At 68.5% G+C, this 18,466-nt stretch carries 15 protein-coding genes; 7 read left to right on the top strand and 8 right to left on the bottom strand.

The annotated features are described in order from the left end of the window. Nucleotides 1-81 precede the first annotated feature (81 nt). Nucleotides 82-378, bottom strand: coding sequence for a hypothetical protein (locus NSQ78_RS13285; RefSeq protein ID WP_014037553.1), 297 nt, complete (start codon nucleotides 376-378; stop codon nucleotides 82-84). A 168-nt stretch (nucleotides 379-546) separates the two neighbouring features. On the opposite strand from NSQ78_RS13285, the gene NSQ78_RS13280 reads away from it, so the two are divergent. Further along, a complete protein-coding gene (locus NSQ78_RS13280; protein ID WP_064238748.1) occupies nucleotides 547-1,203 on the top strand; it encodes a hypothetical protein in 657 nt (218 codons plus the stop codon). A 68-nt stretch (nucleotides 1,204-1,271) separates the two neighbouring features. Next, the gene (locus NSQ78_RS13275; RefSeq protein ID WP_064238747.1) at nucleotides 1,272-2,051 is read left to right on the top strand and encodes a CDP-diacylglycerol diphosphatase; all 780 of its coding nucleotides are present in this window, start codon (nucleotides 1,272-1,274) and stop codon (nucleotides 2,049-2,051) included. Between the two features lie 8 nt (nucleotides 2,052-2,059). Here NSQ78_RS13275 and NSQ78_RS13270 read toward each other — a convergent pair whose 3' ends face one another. Continuing rightward, on the bottom strand, nucleotides 2,060-2,647 hold the full coding sequence (locus tag NSQ78_RS13270; RefSeq protein ID WP_057493741.1) for a GNAT family protein: 588 nt from the start codon (nucleotides 2,645-2,647) through the stop codon (nucleotides 2,060-2,062). A 213-nt stretch (nucleotides 2,648-2,860) separates the two neighbouring features. Between NSQ78_RS13270 and NSQ78_RS13265 the strand changes: the two genes are divergently transcribed. Then, entirely contained in the window at nucleotides 2,861-5,587 is a 2,727-nt protein-coding gene (locus NSQ78_RS13265) for a TonB-dependent receptor (protein ID WP_064238746.1), read from the top strand. A gap of 80 nt (nucleotides 5,588-5,667) precedes the next feature. Here NSQ78_RS13265 and NSQ78_RS13260 read toward each other — a convergent pair whose 3' ends face one another. Beyond that, on the bottom strand, nucleotides 5,668-6,312 hold the full coding sequence (locus NSQ78_RS13260) for a hypothetical protein (protein ID WP_053505899.1): 645 nt from the start codon (nucleotides 6,310-6,312) through the stop codon (nucleotides 5,668-5,670). 184 nt (nucleotides 6,313-6,496) lie between these two features. Here NSQ78_RS13260 and NSQ78_RS13255 point away from each other — a divergent pair, with 184 nt between their 5' ends. Next, entirely contained in the window at nucleotides 6,497-7,657 is a 1,161-nt protein-coding gene (locus NSQ78_RS13255) for an amidohydrolase family protein (protein ID WP_064238745.1), read from the top strand. 115 nt (nucleotides 7,658-7,772) lie between these two features. Here the strand turns inward: NSQ78_RS13255 and NSQ78_RS13250 are convergent, their stop codons facing one another. Next, complete coding sequence (locus NSQ78_RS13250) at nucleotides 7,773-8,654, bottom strand: LysR substrate-binding domain-containing protein (RefSeq protein WP_064238744.1); 882 nt, start codon at nucleotides 8,652-8,654, stop codon at nucleotides 7,773-7,775. Between the two features lie 120 nt (nucleotides 8,655-8,774). On the opposite strand from NSQ78_RS13250, the gene NSQ78_RS13245 reads away from it, so the two are divergent. Together NSQ78_RS13245 and NSQ78_RS13240 are read left to right on the top strand one after the other, a co-directional pair. Next, the gene (locus NSQ78_RS13245) at nucleotides 8,775-9,476 is read left to right on the top strand and encodes an ankyrin repeat domain-containing protein (RefSeq protein WP_064238743.1); all 702 of its coding nucleotides are present in this window, start codon (nucleotides 8,775-8,777) and stop codon (nucleotides 9,474-9,476) included. Nucleotides 9,477-9,527: 51 nt separating this feature from the next. Next, nucleotides 9,528-10,985: an amidohydrolase family protein gene (locus tag NSQ78_RS13240; RefSeq protein ID WP_064239659.1), complete on the top strand. Its 1,458-nt coding sequence runs from the start codon at nucleotides 9,528-9,530 to the stop codon at nucleotides 10,983-10,985. Between the two features lie 108 nt (nucleotides 10,986-11,093). Here NSQ78_RS13240 and NSQ78_RS13235 read toward each other — a convergent pair whose 3' ends face one another. Both NSQ78_RS13235 and NSQ78_RS13230 read right to left on the bottom strand, forming a co-directional pair. Then, on the bottom strand, nucleotides 11,094-12,008 hold the full coding sequence (locus NSQ78_RS13235) for an IS110 family transposase (RefSeq protein ID WP_064238742.1): 915 nt from the start codon (nucleotides 12,006-12,008) through the stop codon (nucleotides 11,094-11,096). A gap of 242 nt (nucleotides 12,009-12,250) precedes the next feature. Beyond that, nucleotides 12,251-13,180: a LysR family transcriptional regulator gene (locus tag NSQ78_RS13230; protein ID WP_064238741.1), complete on the bottom strand. Its 930-nt coding sequence runs from the start codon at nucleotides 13,178-13,180 to the stop codon at nucleotides 12,251-12,253. A gap of 93 nt (nucleotides 13,181-13,273) precedes the next feature. Between NSQ78_RS13230 and NSQ78_RS13225 the strand changes: the two genes are divergently transcribed. Beyond that, a complete protein-coding gene (locus tag NSQ78_RS13225; RefSeq protein WP_064238740.1) occupies nucleotides 13,274-14,467 on the top strand; it encodes an MFS transporter in 1,194 nt (397 codons plus the stop codon). 278 nt (nucleotides 14,468-14,745) lie between these two features. Here NSQ78_RS13225 and NSQ78_RS13220 read toward each other — a convergent pair whose 3' ends face one another. Together NSQ78_RS13220 and NSQ78_RS13215 are read right to left on the bottom strand one after the other, a co-directional pair. After that, nucleotides 14,746-15,399, bottom strand: coding sequence for a response regulator transcription factor (locus NSQ78_RS13220; RefSeq protein ID WP_049469363.1), 654 nt, complete (start codon nucleotides 15,397-15,399; stop codon nucleotides 14,746-14,748). Further along, a complete protein-coding gene (locus tag NSQ78_RS13215; RefSeq protein WP_149901793.1) occupies nucleotides 15,392-18,421 on the bottom strand; it encodes a sensor histidine kinase in 3,030 nt (1,009 codons plus the stop codon). Before NSQ78_RS13215 ends, NSQ78_RS13220 begins: the two co-directional genes overlap by 8 nt. Nucleotides 18,422-18,466: the final 45 nt, after the last annotated feature.

Genomic DNA, 18,466 nt, shown 5'->3' with positions numbered 1-18,466 from the left:
ACCGAGCCATGAGCTGTAGCGCCGAGCCTGCGCTCGGCTGTCACGGAAGCGCAGCCGAGCATGGGCTCGGCTCTACAGGGCCTACTCGCAGCGGGTGGCGGTGATGATGTTGTCCTTGTCCACGTACACGCGCAGGCGATCGTGGCGGATGTCCTTGGTGGTGATGGTGTTGGGGCCGATCGGGTTGACCAGGCCGGCACCGCTTTCGCTGGACAGGCGGCGGATGTTGGGTTCATTGGCAGGCTGGCCGATTGCCCAGCCCAGCTGGCTGGCGTCGCAGTGGCCGGTACCCTTGACCTGCGGACCGGGGGTGCTGACGCAGGCCGACAGCAGCAGGGCCGACGCGGGCAGCAACAGGGACAGACGGAAGGCGGACATGCAGCGCTCCTGCGCAGGGAAGATGGGCGGAACGATAGCACCCAGCGTGCGAAAGGCGTCAGCGTCCCGGTCATTGCCGGCACAGCGTGATCACTGCATAGTGAGCGGAATGACTGGCAGCACGCCAGCGGGCAGGCCGGGCCATTCCGGTGCGGGTGCTGGAGAGGTATGTCGGCAGGCAGTTTCCGTGACAAATGCAGGGCAATTTTACTGGCGTTGTCGGCATGGGGCCTGACGTTCGCCGCGTCGGCGGCTCAACCGACGCCGGCCGCTGCTGCGGAAACGCCGGTGTTCGGTGCCTGGCGCAACCTGCAGACCGAAGCCGGCCACGTGCCGGCCCAGCGCGATCTGGCCTTTGCGATGCTGCCGCAGGCCGCCACCCGCGGCGATCGGTTCGCCATTGTCGACCGTGAAGGCAAGCGCACGGTGTGCTGCCTGCAGGTAGCCAGCCCGTCGCTGGGCGTGGCCGCGCTGCGCGAGGAGTACCACCTGCCGCAGGCCTGGGTGACCGACCTGAGCAATGGCCGCAGCCCGGCACGCCCCTATCTGCCGCACGTCTATGCGATGCAGCGGGTGGACGAACTGGCCGACTATGGCTTCGCCGATGTGCCGGGCGCCTACAGTGACCTGGGCGGCCTGCTGATTCCCGAGGGCGCCGCGCTGGAGCCCGACGGCAATGCCATACGGCTGGGCGACACCCGCTATCTGCTGCACTTCCAGCGGCAGCCGCATGCCGATGACGATGGCGCGCTGGACCGCTACACCCTGCAGGCCGGCGAGGGCGCTGCCCCGATCGTGGTTGAAGTGCCGTTCGGCACCTACTGACTGCAGTACGGCACTGGCTAGAATGCAGCACGGCGCTGTCCGCCGTGCCTGTTCCGTGAGCTGCTGCCGTGTCCCTGCGCCCCTTGTTGCTGCCCTCCCTGCTGGTGCTGTCCGCCTGTGCCAGTGCGCCGCCCCCACCGCCTGCGCATTCCGACGCGCTGTGGCGCCTGATCGAGCGCGACTGCCGGGCGGCGGAAGGCCCGCGGGGCAGCTGCCTGCGGGTGGAGACGGCGCCGGACCGGCGCGACGTGCTGGTCAAGGACGCGCATGGTGACTACCAGTTCCTGCTGATGCCGCTGGACAAGGTCACCGGCATCGAAAGCCACGGCCTGTACCGGCGTGGAGCGCCCAACTATTTTGCCGCGGCCTGGCAGGCCCGCGCGCATACCGAACGCGCCCTGGGCCGGCCGTTGCCGCGCAGCGTGGCCAGCCTGGCGCTGAATTCACCGCATGGCCGCTCGCAGCACCAGCTGCACATCCATGTCGACTGCCTGCGCGCGGACGTGCTGCAGGCGCTGGACGCGCACGCCGGCACCCTGGGCCCGCACTGGTCCCCGTTGCCGGTACCGCTGCGCGGGCATCAGTACCAGGCCTACCTGCTGCCCGGCGCGGAGTTGACCGCCAATCCGCTCAACCTGCTGGCCTATGGCCTGAGCGGGGTGGGCGATGTCGGCCAGTGGAGCCTGGTGGTGGCCGGCCGCGACGACGTGCAGGGGGACCCTGGCTTCATCCTGCTGGCGACCCGGGTGGACGCGGCCAACGGCAACGACGCCAGTGGCGAAGAGCTGCAGGACCATGCCTGCACGCTGTTGACCGGTGCCGGAGCGGCACTGGAGCGGGTGCGTTAGCCGGTTCGCTACCGGCCGTTGCGCCATGTGGTTGCGGTGAGCGCCAGCAGCTGGCGGTCATGCCATCCGGCCGCATCCAGGTGGTGGTCGCGCAGGATGCCTTCGCAGCTGAAACCCTGGGCCTGCAGCGCCTGGGCGAACGGGGAGGTGCAGCCCGGTGGCAGCAGCACGAAGAGGCGGTGCAGGCCGACGTCGTCGAACAGAAAGGGGCACAGCGCCCGCAACGCGGCCTGCGGATGGGCCTGGCCGTGCTGCAGCGAGTGCAGCTCGGCGCAGCGCGAGTGCAGGGAGTGCAGGCGTACATGCAGCTGGTCGAGCAGGGCGCCCTCGGCGTCATCGAATACGCCGAGCACCAGCAGATCGTTGTCCTGCTGAAGGCGCGAACGATAGACGCTGGCAAGGAAGCGTGCTTCTTCGTCGACGCCGGGCGCATGTCGCTGCACGCGCTGGCGGCGGTCATCGAAGACGCGCCAGCGCGGCAGGTCGGTGCGCTGGAACGAACGCAGGGTGACAGGCGCGGCCTGCAGGTGCAGCAGATGGCGGCGCAGCACGGGCCTTAGCGGGTCAAGAGGGAGGAAAGGGGCGCTGTGGGTCATTCGCCCACCATGGAAGCATCGCCCCTGCCATGCCATGCAAATCCTTGCAAAAACGCGGTACTGCCGCGAACCGCTCTGATTCGGTTCAGGCATAAGCCCATCAGGGCTGGTCATTTCCGTTGAAACCGTCCATTCAGGACACTTTCGTTACGGGATCGTTATGCGCCGCACAGGCACGGCTCCCCGTCCACCACCCACTCCCCCAGGAAGCCCATGTCCGCCTCCCCCAAGGCGTTGCGCCCGCGTCCGCTGGTGCTCGCGCTGTCGTCCCTGATGCTGGCCTCGCTGCCGGCCTTCGCGCAGGAAAGCGCACCCACCACATTGCAGGAAGTGAAGGTCACCGGCTCGCGCATTCCACGTGCCAGTGTCGAGGGGCCCTCGCCGGTGACGGTGATCAGCCGCGAGCAGATCGACGCGCAGGGCTACCGCAATGCCTTCGACGCCCTCAGTGCGCTGACCGAGAATACCGGCAACGTGCAGGGCGAGGACTTCGGCAATACGTTCACCCCGGCCGCCAACACGATCAATCTGCGTGGCCTGGGGCCCAACCGCACGCTGGTGCTGGTCAACGGCCGTCGCCAGGCCGACTACCCGCTGGCCTACGAAGGCTCGGTGAACGTGGTCAACCTGGCCAACATCCCCAGTGCGCTGATCGAGCGCATCGAAGTGCTGGCTGCCGGTGCGTCGGCGGTGTACGGCTCCGACGCCATTGCCGGTGTGGTCAACATCATCCTCAAGGACCGTTTTGAAGGCGTGGACGTCAACGTGCGCGCCGGCGGCACCCAGCAGGGCGGCGGTGACAACCAGCGCGTGCAGGTGGTGGGCGGCAGTTCCGGTGAGCGATGGGATGCGCTGTTCGGCTTCGAATTCGACGTGCGCAAGGCGATCCACGCGCGCCAGCGCGACTTCATGGATTCGCTGGATGATGATCCAGCCGGCAAGGCGCCGCAGGCAACGGCGATCGCCTACCGTCGCAACGCCGCCACCGGCCGCAACATCGATCCAGGCCTCAACGGCTGCGATGCTGCGTCCGGCATCTACGGTGGCAGCGTGTTCCGCGCCAGCAACCCGCGCCTGGGCTGGTACTGCGGCAGCAACGAGGCCGCGGCCAGCTACTGGACGGTGCAGACCGAGAAGCGCAACCTCAACGGCTATGGCCTGGCGACCTTCCACCTCAACGAGACCACCGACCTGTTCGCCGATCTGGCGGTAGGCAGCGCACGCATCAGCAACAACACCCGCGCACCGGCCTGGACCTCCTCGCGCAACTACTTCTACAACCAGAACACCGGCACCCTGGAGAGCTGGTACCGCCGGTTCGCGCCGGAAGAAATCGGTGGCCTGCCGCGCAATGCCAACCGATTCCTGGAGAATTCGTGGTCGTTCAATATTGGTGCGCGTGGCCAGCTTGGCGACAGCGGCTGGGACTACGAAGCGGTCTACAGCCGTTCGCGCTATGAGAACCGCACCCGCCGCCCGGTACTGCTGGCCGGCATCAACGAATACCTGCTCGGCCCGCAGCTGGGCGTGCGCAATGGCGTGGAGGTCTATGCACCGGACCCGTCGCGCCTGTTCCAGCCGCTGACGCCGGAGGAGTACGGCCGCCTGTCCGGCTACCAGGAAAGCCGCAACGCGGCGTGGTTGCAGACCTTCAGCGCCAGCGTCAACGGCCGCCTGTTCGCGCTGCCGGGCGGTGATGCCGCGCTTGCAGCGGTGGTCGAGGCCGGCAGCCAGGGCTACCGCAACCGCCCGGACCCGCGGCTGGGCACCGGCGAGTTCTGGAACACCAGCGCCGGTATCGGTGCCGGCGGTGACCGTGACCGTTATGCGGCCGGCGTGGAGCTGCAGTTGCCGCTGCTGCAATCGCTGACCACCACGCTGGCCGGTCGTTATGACCAGTACCGTGCGGGCGGCGAGCACATCGGCAAGGCAACCTGGAGCTTCGGCGTCGAGTTCCGCCCGATCGAGAGCCTGTTGATCCGCAGCTCTGCGGCGACCAGTTTCCGTGCGCCGGACATGAACTACGTGTTCGCCACCGAGACCCGGGGCTACAACCCGGGCATGACCGATTACTGGCGCTGCCGCACCGCAGGCCAGTCGTACGACAACTGCGACTACAACGGCCTGTCGATCGACTACAGCAACCGCGCCAATGCGCAGCTGCAGCCGGAAACGGCCAAGTCCTATGGGTTCGGCGTGGTCTGGTCGCCGTTGGCCGGGCTGGACTTCAGTGCCGACTACTACGACATCCGCATCGACAACGAGGTGACCAGCCTTGATACCAGCCGCATCCTGCGTGACGAGGCCGATTGCCGCCTGGGCCGCACGCTGGGTGGCGAAGCGCGCGATATCGGTTCGCCGCTGTGCCAGGACGCGCTGTCGCGGGTGATCCGCAACCCGTCCAATGCCACGGTGCAGCCGGACCAGGTCACCCGTGTGCTGATCAACCCGATCAACGCGGCCTCCGAATCGGTGCGTGGCCTGGACCTGAAGGGCAACTGGCGCTTCGACGCCGGCCGCTATGGCCGCTTCACCACGCGCCTGGCCTATACCGTGGTGCTGGAACACACGTACCGGCAGTTCGCCGATGATCCGGAGCGCGACATCCGCAATTCGCTGGATGACTACCAGTGGCGCAGCAAGGCCAATGGCAGCATCACCTGGAACCAGGGAGACTGGACCACCACCCTGTATGGCAACCGCTTCGGCTCGCTGCCGAAGACCGATGGCAGTGGCCGCATCGCGCCGTACATGACCTACAACGCCAGCGTGTTCCGCCAGCTCGGTGAGAACCTGTCGGTGGGCGTGATCGTCAACAACCTGCGTGACAGCCGCCCGCCGGCGGACAAGAACGGAGGCGGCTGGCCGTTCTACCCGGTCGGCAACTACGACCCGTACGGGCGCCAGTACTGGCTGCAGCTGGACTACCGGTTCCGCTGATCCGGCTGGCAAACAGAAGGCCCGGCAATGCCGGGCCTTCTGCTGTGTCGATATCCGCTGTGATGGCGCGCGCCGGTGGCCTAGGGCAGCGCCTGCTGCAGGTACGATTCGATGACGTAGCTGAAGGGCTGCTGCTGGCGGTCGCGCAGCAGGGCGCGCACCTCCAGGATCACGCCGTGGTCGCCTTCGCCGCGCGGCGGCCAGAAGGTCTGGTCGGCCAGGGTCTGGCGCTGGAAGCCGAGCGGGCCGACCACACGGCCGAAGGGTTCGTCGGTACTGTCCAGCACCTGGTTCATGGCAGGGCTGAGATGCTCCGGCAGGTACCAGTTGTCGGCCTCGGAGAGCACACGGCTGCCACAGACCAGCTGCACGCGGCGGTAGCGCAGTGGGGTGCCCGGTCGCGTGGCGCCCAGCGCCTGCAGCACGTCGGCGGGTGCAGGCTTGTCCTGGCCATGCACGCGCACCGCGCGTACCCGGGCCTGCTCGGCCAGGCCATGCTCGGCGCACCAGTGTTCCAGGGTGGCGGTGGCACTCTGCCCGGACAGTACCCGCTGGTGCAGCCGCTCGACCAGCGCCGCCGGCGCGATGCGTTGCTGGCCGGGCGGCGCCTGCAGCGGCGCGCTGGCGGCGGCATCGGTGGCGGACAGGCTGGCGATCGGTGCAGCCGCAAGCAGTGACGCGGCCTGCCAGCGGCGGAGACGGTCGTGGCGGTCGGACGGGCCCATGCGGCATCACAGCGGAAACAGGCGCCTATGTTACCCGTTCAGGCGTCTGTACGGCGTGGCCGTCGCGCGCCGTCGCCACCGCGTTCATCGGATTGGTGAATATGTGGCATCCAGATATTTCGTTGGCCGATGGCGGTCGCTGCGCGCAGGATGGCGCCCTGACTTGGCTTTCCCGGAGTTCCCGATGACCCTCCAGTTCGTCCATGGCGGTGTCGACCGCGACGGTGCGCCGCTGCAGTTCCATATCCAGGACGGGCGCATCCGCGGCCTCGGCAGCGATGCAGTGCCGGCCGAAGGGGCCGAACACATCGACCTGCACGGTTTTGCGCTGCTGCCCGGGCTGGTCGACGGCCACATCCATCTGGACAAGAGCTTCGTCGGGGACCGCTGGCATCCGCACCAGCCGGTGAACAGCCTGCGTGAGCGGCTGGCGGTGGAGAAGGCCGCGATGGCCGGCGCCGCGCCGATGGTGGACCGCGCCGAGGCATTGATCCGCCAATGCAGCCGCTTCGGCACCGTGGCGATGCGCTGCCACGTGGATGTGGATGGCAGCACCGGCCTGCGCCATCTCGAGGCGGTCCGCGAAGCGGCGCGGCGCTGTGCCGACATCATGCGCGTCCAGCTGGTGGCGTTCCCGCAGGCCGGGGTAATGTCCTGCCCGGGTACCGCCGCCGTACTGGAGCAGGCGCTTTCCGCGGGCGTGGAAGTGCTCGGCGGCATCGACCCGACCACGCTCGACGGTGATGCCGAAGGCCAGCTGGCGCTGCTGTTCGGGCTGGCCGAGCGCCATGGCGTGCGGCTGGACATCCATCTGCACGAGCCCGCTGAAACCGGACTGGCGCAGCTGCTGCGCATTGCCGCGCGCACGCGTGCTGCCGGCCTGCAGGGGCGCGTGGCGGTCAGCCATGCCTATTCGCTGGGCGATGTGCCGCTGGCGCGCGCACTGCAGGTGGGTGAGGCGCTGGCCACCGCCGGTGTCGCCATCATGAGCAACGCGCCGGGCGATCATCCGTTCCCGCCACTGCGTGCACTGCACGATGCCGGCGTGCGCGTGTTCGCGGGCAATGACAACATCCGTGACTGCTGGTGGCCCTACGGCAACGGCGACCTGCTGCAGCGTGCGATGTTGCTGGGCTACCGCTCGGGCTTCTACACCGATGCCGACCTGATGCTGGCGCTGGACATGGTCACCACGCATGCCGCGCAGGTGATCGGCCTGCCGCAGCATGGCATCGCCGAAGGCCTGCCGGCGACCTTCGTCGCCGTACGTGCGGACCACGGCCCGGCTGCGGTGGCCGCGGTACCGGTGGAGCGCCGGGTGGTGGTCGACGGCCGCTGGCTGTAGCGCCGCGCCGTGCCAACCGCTGCAGTGCCGGCCATGCTCGCCGGCTTTCCCGCTTGCCGCCGCAAGGGACGACGTCGAGCGGGATGCATCCACGCATGGCGTGGATCCACTGTGGTCACTCCGGTTCGCGCTGTACCTGCCGCCACAGCTCGCTGGCCAGCGCACGCACGGCGTCATCAGCGTCCGCGCGGTGCAACAGGCCGATCTCGTAATTGTCGATCACCGGCAGCGCGCGATCGCCATCGATGATGCGGTGATCGCGGGCGACCGCCCGACGCGGCAACAGGCTGATGCCGATGCCATCGGCCACCGCGCCCTGGATGCCACTCAGCGACGAGCTGGTGAACGCGATGCGCCAGCGCAGGCCCAGTGCTTCCACGGCGTGGATCATCTCGTCGCGGTACAGCCCGCGCGGCGGGAAGGTGACCAGCGGCAGCGGATCCTGCTGCAGGCAGCTGCTGCGCAGGCTGTCGATCCAGTGCATCGGCTCGCGGCGGCAGTGCACCGCCTGGCGGCTGTTGCGGCGCTGCTTGACCAGCACCAGGTCCAGCTCGCCGTGGTCGAAACCCTGTGCCAGGTCGCGGCTGAGGCCGCTGCTGATCTCCAGCTTCACCTGCGGGTGGCGACGGCTGAAGGCGGCCAGCATGCGCGTGGTCTGCGCATTGACGAAGTCCTCGGGAACGCCGATGCGCACCGCGGTCTCCACCGTGGCGCCGGCCAGTGCCTGCGCCATTTCCTCGTTCAGGTCGAGCATGCGCCGGGCGTAGCCGAGCAGGGTGTGGCCGGCATCGGTGGGATGGACATCGCGGTGGCCGCGTTCAAGCAGGCGATGCCCCGCCAACGCTTCCAGCCGGCGCACCTTCTGGCTGACCGTGGACTGGGTCGAATGCAGGCGCGTGGCTGCCGTAGTGAAGCTGCCGCAGTCGGCCACCATCACCAGCGCCCGCAGCAGGTCCAGTTCGAACAGCGTTCTATTCGATTTGGCACTGTCAGCCATTTGAACATTTCACTTCTGGATACCCCGGCCGACTTCTACCATGCAGGCCACGGCCCGGCAATGCCCGGCTGCTGCCACCGCCGCCCGGCATTCCGTGCGACGGACACGAGGAGACACGTCATGCGCTTCCATTGTTCTGCTGCCAGGCCTGCGCCCTTCGCGCGCGTGCTGCTGTTGTGCCTGCTGGCCCTGGCCACGCCCGCCTGCACCGCAACGTCCAAAGCCGACGTCGATGGCCGCCTGCGTGATGCCGCCAGTCGCGGCGACGACGATGCGGTGCGACAGGCGATCGAGGAGGGCGCCACGCTGGAGGCGCGCGATGGCCAGGGCCGCACGGCGCTGCTGCTGGCCACGCACGGCAACAACGTGGAGGCCGCGCGCGCGCTGATCGAAGCCGGCGCCGACGTCAACGCCAAGGATGCGTTGCAGGACAGCGCCTACCTGTATGCCGGTGCGCGTGGGCTGGACGAGATCCTGGCGATGACGCTGGCGCACGGCGCCGATCTGCACAGCACCAACCGCTATGGCGGCACCGCGCTGATTCCCGCCGCCGAGCGTGGCCACGTGGCCACCGTGCGCACGCTGCTGCGCGCCGGCGTCGCGGTGGATCATGTCAACCGCCTGCACTGGACCGCGCTGCTGGAAGCGATCCTGCTTGGCGATGGCGGCGCGCGCCACGTGCAGATCGTGCAGCTGCTGCTCGATGCCGGTGCCGATCCCGAGCTGGCTGACGGTGATGGCGTGACGCCGCTGGCACACGCGCGCCAGCGCGGCTATGCCGGCATTGAAACCCTGTTGCGCCAGCACGGCGCGACGCGCTGAATGCAAACCCCTTCCACCCGCACGCTGGGCGTGCCCACCAGGATGCTGTCCATGTTCCGTTCCCGTCCGTTGTCCCTTGCCATCCTCCTTGCGGTGGCGCCGCTGTCGGCGTCTGCTGCCGAGCGCGCCGACCTGCTGATCCGCAACGCCACCGTGGTCGACGTGGAACATGCCAGCACCCGGGCCGGGCAGAGCGTGGTGATCCGTGGCGAGGACATCGTTGCGGTCGGCCCGGACGCCCAGCTGCGCGGCCAGTGGAGCGCAGCCCGCCAGATCGATGCCAAGGGCAAGTACCTGATCCCGGGCCTGTGGGACATGCACGTGCACTTCGGCGGTGGCCCGGCGCTGATCGAAGAGAACAAGGCGCTGCTGCCGCTGTACATCGCGCACGGCATCACCACCGTGCGTGACTGTTCCGGCGACCTGCCCGGGCAGGTGCTGCAGTGGCGCGGTGAAATTGCCAAGGGCACGCTGTTCGGCCCGCGCCTGCTCAGCTCGGGTGCGAAGATCGAAGGCATCAAGCCGGTGTGGAAGGGGACGATCGAAGTCGGCAGCCAAGCCGACGTCGACCAGGCGATCACCCGCCTGCAGCATGACAAGGTCGATTTCGTGAAGATCACCGACAGCACGCTGACGCCGGAGCTGTTCCTGTACGCGGCCGGTGCCGCGCGCAAGGCCGGCTTCAAGGCCTCGGGCCACATTCCCATGGCGCTGACCGTGGAGCAGGCGGTCGATGCCGGCCTGGTCTCGATCGAGCATCTGGACTACGCATTCAAGGCCGGCAGCAAGGACGAAGCGCAGATCGCCGCCGACTTCGGCGCAGGCCGCATCGACCGCGCCGAAGCCAACCGCCGCCTCGATGCAAGCTTCGACCGTGACACGGCGATGCATGCCTACCGTGATTTCGCCAAGCGTGGCGTGTTCGTGACCCCGACCCTCAACGGCGGCCGCATCCTCGATTTCCTCGACCAGGATGACCATGCCAACGACCCGTACCTGGCCTACATCGGCCCCGGCCTGCGCGCGACCTACCAATGGCGCGTGGACCGTGCGGCAAAGGCCACGCCGGCACAGATCGAGGCGCGCCACGCGCAGTATCATCAGGTGGCTGCCGTGCTGCCGATGCTGCAGGAAGCGGGGGTCACGATCATCGCCGGCACTGATGCGGGCTTCCTCAATTCGTTCAATTTCCCGGGCATCGCCCTGCACCAGGAGTTGCAGTTGTTCGTGAAGGAGGGCCTGAGCGCGCCGCAGGCGCTGTCGGCCGCCACCCGTTCCGGCCCGGCCTGGTTCGGCCAGATGGACCGCTACGGTGGTGTCGCGCAGGGCAAGGCCGCCGATCTGGTGCTGCTGACCGCCAACCCGCTGCAGGACATCGCCGCCACCGAAAAGATCGACAGCGTGGTGCTGCGTGGCAACGTGTATGACCGTGCCGCGCTGGACAAGATGCTGGCCGACACCAGGGCCAAGGTCGCGGCGTGGAATGCCGAGGCTGCCAAGGCGCAATGATCGACAGGGTCCGATCCCCTCCCGCCGGGAAGCGCTCTGACCCTGTGGCCTCGAACGGAATCCACGCATGGAGTGGATCTATCCGTATGGTCAGTAGCAACTGTCTTGTCAGGGGCAGCCGAGGGCCACCTCGGCGTCCCGCTTACGGGCGTTTAGGATCACCAGCATTTTGCGCATGACCGCCACGAGCGCCACCTTGCTCGCTTTGCCCTTGGCCTTCAGGCCAGCGTAAAACGCGCGCAGTCTTGGCTCGTACCGGATGGCCGTCAGGGCCGCCATGTAAAGGGCTTCGCGTACCACCGCGCGCCCACCACTGATCCGCCGTTGGCCCTGCCAGGTGCCACTTTCCCGGTTCATCGGGGCCAACCCCACCAGCGACGCTATGGCTTTGCTTCCCAAGCTGCCCAGTTCGGGCAACTCGCAGGCCAGTGTGCTGATCAGGATGGGGCCGACGCCTTTGAGCGCGCCGATGTTCTTCCAGCCAGGCTGTCCCTCAAGCTGCTCGGCAATAGCTTTGTCCAGTTGCTTCAGGTCGTCAGATAGCTGAGCTATATAGCGTTGCTTCATCGCAATCAGATCCGGATCGACCAATCGCCGCAAGCGCTGCATCTCACTGACGCGCATCTGCACCAGATGCCTGCGGCATTGCGCAAATTCAGCCAGACGCTGCTGCCAAGGGGCAGGCGGTACGTAGCGGGTCAGCGGTAACAAATGGGCCATCTGCGCCAGCACTGTCGCATCGAGCCGATCGGTCTTGGCGGCACGGCCCGTGCCTTGGGCAAATCGCCGTGCACGCGCCGGATTGATTCGCACCATCGGCAGGCCGGCGGCGTGCAGTGCATCCAGAGCAGCACGCTCGTAACCCCCGCTTGCCTCAAGAACAACCTGCTTGATCGGCCACGTCTTCAGCCACCGAATTAAGCGTAAAAAGCCACGCTTGTCGTTGCTGAATTGGCGAAACTGCTCTCCATGGACGGCCACATCCAGCGTGGCTTTGCTCACATCAATCCCGATCCCAAACATGGCAGAACTCCGCTAGGCTGACAGGGTCGAGAGCTCTCCCCGCTTGCCCAGTCTTATCAGTTCGAGCGCCAACTCAACCAACTGTTCGGGCGGTTCAGGGAGAATCCGGCGTGGGGACCCAAGCTACTTCTCGGTCGCAAGACCTGGATCCACACGGTCGCCCACGCCGGGCTCTCGGCACCCAAGGTGCCAGATCGGCAAGAGATAAGATCCACGCCATGCGTGGATGATGTGAGCGGGCGCTAGCGCGGTGCCGGCCGCATTCCGTGCAGCTGCGGCAGCGCGGCCTTCATCGCGTCGATGAAGGCGCGCAGCCGGGGCGGCTGCTGGCGCGCGGCAGGAAACACCACGTGCACCGGGAGCGCCGGTGCCTGCCAGTCCGGCAGCAGCTGCACCAGGCGCCCTTGTGCCAGGTCCTCTGCGACCAGCCAGGCCGAGACCACCGCCACGCCCAACCCCGCGCGCGCGGCTTGCTGCACCACGAACAGGTTGTCGGTCAGCAGGCGTGGGCTGATCGACAGCGTGTGCGCGCGCCCCTGCGCGTCATGCAGCAGCAGGCGCTCGCGGTAATAGGTGACCAGCGAGATCCACGGCAGTGACTGCGCCTGTTCCGGCGTGCGCACCACCGCGGCCTGCACCAGCGAGGGCGCTGCCACGACGATGCGCGGCACTTCGGCCAGCGGCAGCGCGACCATGCGCGGCTCGTCCACCGGGCCGACCCGCACCGCGCAGTCGATGCCTTCGGCGACGAAGTCGGGGCGGCGATCTTCCAGGATCCACTCCAGGCTCAGCTGCGGATGCTGGGCGAGGAAGGCCAGCATGGTCGGCAGCAGCTGGGCCTGGCCGAAGGCGTGCGGCACCATCACCCGCAGGCGTCCACGCAGCGTTTCCGGTGCGCCCTGCAGCTCGGCCTGCAGCGACTCCCATTCGTCGACCACGCGTTGCGCATGACGCTGGCAGCGCAGCCCGTCCTCGGTCAGCTGCAGGCCGTGGGTGGAGCGCTGCAGCAGGCGCAGGCCGAGCTGACGCTCCAGCGCCTGCAGGCGCCGGCTGACCGTCGGCTGGGTGGTGCCCAGCTGCACGGCTGCGGCAGACAGGCTGCCGGCATCGACGATGCGCAGGAAGGTGCGCAGCAGATCCAGGCGATCGGCCCCGGTGGCAAGGTCATTCATGCGTGGCACGTATGAAGTGTATGTGCAGGAGCCTACTACAGACGCCAAGCGAATACAGGCAGGATACGCCCACCTCCTCCACCGGACTTCCCCATGTCTACCCCCTCGCTGTCCGTCGCCGCCGCACCCGCGACCGCACCGTCCATGCCGTTGGTGCTGGCGATGGCGGCGGGCGCCGGCTTCTCGGTCGCCTCGCTGTACTACAGCCAGCCGATGCTGGGCCTGATCGCCCAGGACCTCGGCGCAGGTGAACGCGCCGCCGGCCTGGTGCCGACCTTGACCCAGCTCGGCTATGCGCTGGGCATCCTGCTGCTGGCACCGCTGGGCGACCGCTTCGACCGCCGCAACCTGATCCTGTTGAAGTCCGCGCTGCTGGCGCTGGCACTGGGCGCCGCAGCGATGGCCGGGCACCTGCCGGGGCTGCTGATGGCCAGCTTGCTGGTCGGGCTGATGGCCACGCTGGCGCAGGACATCGTGCCCGCCGCGGCGGTGCTGGCACCGGACGCGCAGCGGGGCCAGATCGTCGGCCGGGTGATGACTGGCCTGCTGCTCGGCATCCTGTTGTCGCGCGTGGTCAGTGGCGTGGTGGCTGAAGCATGGGGTTGGCGCACGCAGTTCGTACTGGCTGCGGTATCAGTGGCCGCGATGGGCGCGGTGATGGCGCGCGCGCTGCCGCGCTTTGCACCGACCAGCACCTTGCGCTATCCGGCGCTGCTGGGTTCGTTGCTGGCGTTGTGGCGCGAGCAGCCACAACTGCGCCGCGCCGTGGCCAGCCAGTCGCTGCTGGCCGTGGGCTTCAGCGCGTTCTGGTCGACGCTGGCGTTGATGCTGCACGCACGCCTGGGCCTGGGCAGTGCTGCGGCCGGTGCGTTTGGTATCGCCGGTGCGGCCGGTGCCCTGGCCGCGCCGTTCGCCGGCCGCTTCGCCGATCGGTTGGGCAGCCATGCGGTGGCGCGGCTGGCGATCGCAGTGGCACTGCTGGGCTTCGGCCTGCTGCTGGCCGAAGCCTGGCTGCCGGTCGCTGCGCTGCTGCCGCTGCTGGTGGTGAGTGCATTGCTGTTCGACTTCGGTTTCCAGTCGGCGCTGGTGGCGCACCAGACGCTGGTCTACGGCCTGGTGCCACCGGCGCGCAGTCGCCTCAATGCGCTCCTGTTCACGGGCATGTTCATCGGCATGGCGGCCGGTGGCGCGCTGGGCAGCCTGGCGCTGGCGCAATGGGGATGGCACGGCGTGGCCTGGTTGGCGGTGGTGTGTGCGGGCAGCAGCCTGCTGCTGCGTTTGAAGTAGGGGTGATTGGCAGGGCCTGCAGCCCTGCACCTGCGGTCTGTTGGAACCGCTCTCGGGGTCAGATCCGTTTTCCGGAGGAAAACGGATCTGACCCCAGATGTATTTCGATATCTGCCAGAGATTCATCCACGCATGGCGTGGATCTACCGTGTCGACCAAGGTCGACACCTACCACCCGCCATCCCACGGAGAGCCCGCTTTTGATTTTGCTGTTGAGGTTGCCGGCCAGCGGCCGGCACTACCGCGGGTGCAGGGCTGCAGGCCCTGCCGAACACTCGCTAATCGTGCCCGCTGTCGTCCAGGCTGATGATGCCGCGCCGCAGTGCCTGGGTGACCGCATGGGTGCGATCACCCACACCTAGCTTGTCCATCAGGCTCTTCATGTGTGCCTTCACCGTCTGCTCGGAAATCTGCATGCGCTCGCCGATGCGCTTGTTCGACAGGCCACCGGCCACATGCCGCAGCACCTCGGTCTCGCGCGGCGACAACCGGTCTTCCACCACGTGCGCGGCAATGCTGGCCGCCACCGCCGGCGGAATCGGCGCGCGGCGGCCACCGGCGACCATGCGGATGGTATCGACCAGTTCGTGGCGCAGCATGTCCTTCAGCAGGTAGGCGCTGGCGCCGGCCTGCAGTGCCCGTACCGCGCGTACGTCACCACGGTAGGTGGTCAGCACGATGATGCGCGCGCGCGGGTCCATCGCGCGGATCCGCACGATGGCCTCGACGCCATCCAGGCGTGGCATCTGCAGGTCCATCAGCACTACGTCCGGCCGTAGTTGCTGGTAGCAGGCGATGGCTTCCTCGCCGTCGGCTGCTTCGCCCAGCAGGCGCAGGTCGGGCTGGGCGCCCAGCAGCGCGGCCAGTCCGTCACGCAGCAGCGGGTGGTCGTCGACCACCAGCACGCCGATCGGGGCAGGGGACTCACTCATGGGATGTTCTTCTCCAGGGCCACCGCCAGCGTGAGGGGCGGCGGTGATACAGGCGCCGGGCGGGAACCGCCAGCGCGACTTCAGTGCCCAGCCCGGGGCGGGTCCACAGCTGCAGCTCCGCGCCGAGGCGCTGCGCGCGCTCACGCATGCCCTGCAGGCCCCAATGGCCATGGCCTGCATTTTCGTCGGCGATGCCCACGCCATCATCGCGCACGTGCAGCAGGAAGCACCGCGCGCCGTAGGACAGCTCTACTTCGATGGCGCTGGCACTGGCGTGGCGCAGTGCATTGCGGATGGCCTCCCGGCCGATCAGGAACACCTCTTCGGCCGCGTCGGCCTGCAGCGATGGCGCCGTGCCTTCGACGGTCAAGCGCAGTGGGTTGGTGCCGTGCCCGGCGTACTCGGCGTGCACATCGGCCAGCGCCGAGGCAAGGTCGCGGCCGGCGAAGGGGCCCTCGCGCAGGGCATTGACCCGCTCGCGGCCCTCGGCCAGGTTGCGTTCGGCCAGCTGCATCGCCGATTCCAGCTGGCTGCGCACCGGCTCGGGCGTCTGCGCTGACTGGCTGATCGCATGCAGGCGCAGGATCAGGCCCTGGCTGCCCTGCAACAGGGTGTCATGCAGGTCGCGTGCGATGCGTTCGCGTTCGCCATTGCGTTCCTGCAGGCGCGCGCGGAACAGTGCGGCCAGCTGCCCGCTGCGGATGCGCACCGCCATCACCAGCAGCGCAAGTATCGCGGCGGCGCACAGCAGCTTGAACCACACCGTCTGCACGAAGGTGGGTGCGATGCGGAAGCTGCGGCTGGCCGGTGCGGAGCTCCAGATGCCGTCTTCGTTGGCCGCTTCGACCTCGAACCGGTATTTGCCCGGGGCCAGATTGGTGTAGTACGCGCGGGTGCTGCTGCCGGCATCCTGCCAGCCGTCATCGACGCCGGACAGTCGGTAGCGGTAGCGGTTGCGTTCCGGGCGCGCCAGCGACAGCGCCACGTAGTCGATCTGCAACTGGCTGGTGCCGGCTGGAAGGCGCAGGCCGTCGCGCAATGGCGCATGCATGCTGCCATAGAGCACTTCGCCGATGCGGACGCTGGGCGCCATCGCATTGACGTGGGAACGGGTCGTGTCGAGCCAGGCCAGGCCCTGGTTGGTGGCCAGCCACAGCAGGCCGTCATCGGCCAGGACGGCAGTGGCGATCGGCCCGCTCTGCAGGGCGATGCCGGGCATGCCATCGATCGCATCGAACAGGCGCGGCGTGACCGGCTGGCCGCTGCGAAGGGCCGCACGCAACGGGCCGCTTTCCAGCCTGACCAGGCCGCGGCTGCCGTTGAGCCAGAGGTGCCCGTTCGGATCTGCAACCATGCCGGTGATGCCTTCCAGCACACCGGCCATGTCGGTGCGCACCGGAACGAAACGGCCCTCGCCCAGACGTGCGGCCAGGCCGGCCTCGCCGGCCACCAGCAGCAGCTCCTGATGCTGCAGTATCGCAGTGACCGGCCCGACGGACAGGCCCTGGCGGGCGTCGAGGGTGTCGATGCGGGTGGCTCCCATCCGGCGCAGACGGCCATCGGCATAGCCGAGCAGCAGCTGGCCACGGGCATCGAGCGCCAGCGATGAGCAGGCCTGTTCGGGCAGACGGCCTTCCTGCCGCCATTGGCCGTGCAGGTACTGCAGGACGCCACGCTCCCCCGTGCAGACCCAGGCCTGGGTGTCGTCGGGGAACAGCAGGGCGTGCAGGGGCTGCCCGGTGAACGGGGCCGGCAGCGGAATCAACGTCGTGTGGCCGGCCACCGTGCGCGCAAGGTTGACCCAGTCGAACTGCCAGATCGGCGTGGGCGCCTGGCGCGCGGCGGCCTGCAGCTGCGGCGCGCTGCCATCCAGCAGGTGGCGTTGCAGGTCATAGGGCCTGAGGTCTTCGCCGTAGCCATACACGCGACCATCACTGGCCCGTACCAGCGAGCGATAGGGATCGCTCGGGCCGACCACCAGGGTGTGCACGCTGCGCGCGCGGAAGCGGTTGAGGCCGAGATTGGTGCCGACCCAGAGATTGCCTTCGCGATCGACGATGATCGGCACCGCCGAGGTGGCGGTCAGCCCGTGCGGCGAATCGAAGCGCTCCATGCGCACGGCCTGGGTGCCGGCGAAGGTGACGCGGGCGACGCCGCCGTGTGGGCTCATCGTGGCCCACAACGCACCGTCGGCGGTGAATTGCAGGCGCGCGGCGACCAGCGCCGGCAGCCGCCGCGCTTCACGCTCGGTGTCCGGTAGCAGGCCCTGCGCATTGGCCAGCGGCGACGTGCCGCGCACGCGGTCAGCCAGCCACACTTCGCCCTGCGGGCTTTCGGCCAGCGTCGCCATCTGCGAGACGGCGATGCCGGTGTCCTTGAACGTGGCCTGGCCGGCGGCACGCATCCAGATCCTCAGGTCGGCCACTACCCAGAACGTTCCCCGGCTGTCGTGCAGCACCCACTGCACACGGCGCTCGGGCAGCCCGGCGCTGGCCGGCATGGGCTGCCAGCGTTGTCCATCGAACCGGCGCAGCCCGCCATTGATCGCCGCCCACAGCTGGCCCTCGCGATCCTGGCTGAAGTGCGGCACCACGCCGACCGGCACGCCTTGCTGGCGGCCATAGCTGTGCAGCTGACCCTGCGCGAAGCGGCTGATGCCGGCCTGGAAGTAGCCGATCCACAGGGCGCCGTCGTGGCCATGGGCCAGGGTGACCATGTTGGTGGACGGGAAGTGGCTGCCGGCCGGGGCCGGCTGCCGTTCGAAACGGCGGCCATCGAAGCGGTACAGGCCCGAGCCGGTGGCCAGCCACAACAGGCCGTCCCGGTCCTGGGTGATGTCCCAGATGTCGCCGGGCGCGCCTTGGCCGACCCGCCAGGCCGTGTGTTCGTAATCGGGCAGGCCACCGCTCACCGGCGGGCGCTGCACGGCAAGGGCGGGCAGGGCGGTCAACAGCAGCAGGCACGTCAGCAGCGCCGGCAGGCGACGCAGGAACGGGAAGGGGCGGCCACGCATGGCGCGCATTCTGGCAGGTGTGGGGCAGCCCGGGGTGACCCGAACGGGGTAGGC

It is taken from the genome of Stenotrophomonas sp. FSL W7-1447 (assembly GCF_037966425.1).
Classification (GTDB): Bacteria; Pseudomonadota; Gammaproteobacteria; order Xanthomonadales; family Xanthomonadaceae; genus Stenotrophomonas; species Stenotrophomonas pavanii.
This window is presented reverse-complemented; position numbering and strand designations above follow the sequence as displayed.

Excerpts from the sequence above, each read along its gene's own strand:
- NSQ78_RS13285 (WP_014037553.1), bottom strand. The coding sequence starts at position 378 with ATGTCCGCCTTCCGTCTGTCCCTGTTGCTGCCCGCGTCGGCCCTGCTG.
- NSQ78_RS13280 (WP_064238748.1), top strand. The coding sequence starts at position 547 with ATGTCGGCAGGCAGTTTCCGTGACAAATGCAGGGCAATTTTACTGGCG.
- NSQ78_RS13270 (WP_057493741.1), bottom strand. The coding sequence starts at position 2,647 with ATGACCCACAGCGCCCCTTTCCTCCCTCTTGACCCGCTAAGGCCCGTG.
- NSQ78_RS13265 (WP_064238746.1), top strand. The coding sequence starts at position 2,861 with ATGTCCGCCTCCCCCAAGGCGTTGCGCCCGCGTCCGCTGGTGCTCGCG.
- NSQ78_RS13260 (WP_053505899.1), bottom strand. The coding sequence starts at position 6,312 with ATGGGCCCGTCCGACCGCCACGACCGTCTCCGCCGCTGGCAGGCCGCG.
- NSQ78_RS13255 (WP_064238745.1), top strand. The coding sequence starts at position 6,497 with ATGACCCTCCAGTTCGTCCATGGCGGTGTCGACCGCGACGGTGCGCCG.
- NSQ78_RS13250 (WP_064238744.1), bottom strand. The coding sequence starts at position 8,654 with ATGGCTGACAGTGCCAAATCGAATAGAACGCTGTTCGAACTGGACCTG.
- NSQ78_RS13245 (WP_064238743.1), top strand. The coding sequence starts at position 8,775 with ATGCGCTTCCATTGTTCTGCTGCCAGGCCTGCGCCCTTCGCGCGCGTG.
- NSQ78_RS13240 (WP_064239659.1), top strand. The coding sequence starts at position 9,528 with ATGTTCCGTTCCCGTCCGTTGTCCCTTGCCATCCTCCTTGCGGTGGCG.
- NSQ78_RS13235 (WP_064238742.1), bottom strand. The coding sequence starts at position 12,008 with ATGTTTGGGATCGGGATTGATGTGAGCAAAGCCACGCTGGATGTGGCC.
- NSQ78_RS13230 (WP_064238741.1), bottom strand. The coding sequence starts at position 13,180 with ATGAATGACCTTGCCACCGGGGCCGATCGCCTGGATCTGCTGCGCACC.
- NSQ78_RS13225 (WP_064238740.1), top strand. The coding sequence starts at position 13,274 with ATGTCTACCCCCTCGCTGTCCGTCGCCGCCGCACCCGCGACCGCACCG.
- NSQ78_RS13220 (WP_049469363.1), bottom strand. The coding sequence starts at position 15,399 with ATGAGTGAGTCCCCTGCCCCGATCGGCGTGCTGGTGGTCGACGACCAC.
- NSQ78_RS13215 (WP_149901793.1), bottom strand. The coding sequence starts at position 18,421 with ATGCGCGCCATGCGTGGCCGCCCCTTCCCGTTCCTGCGTCGCCTGCCG.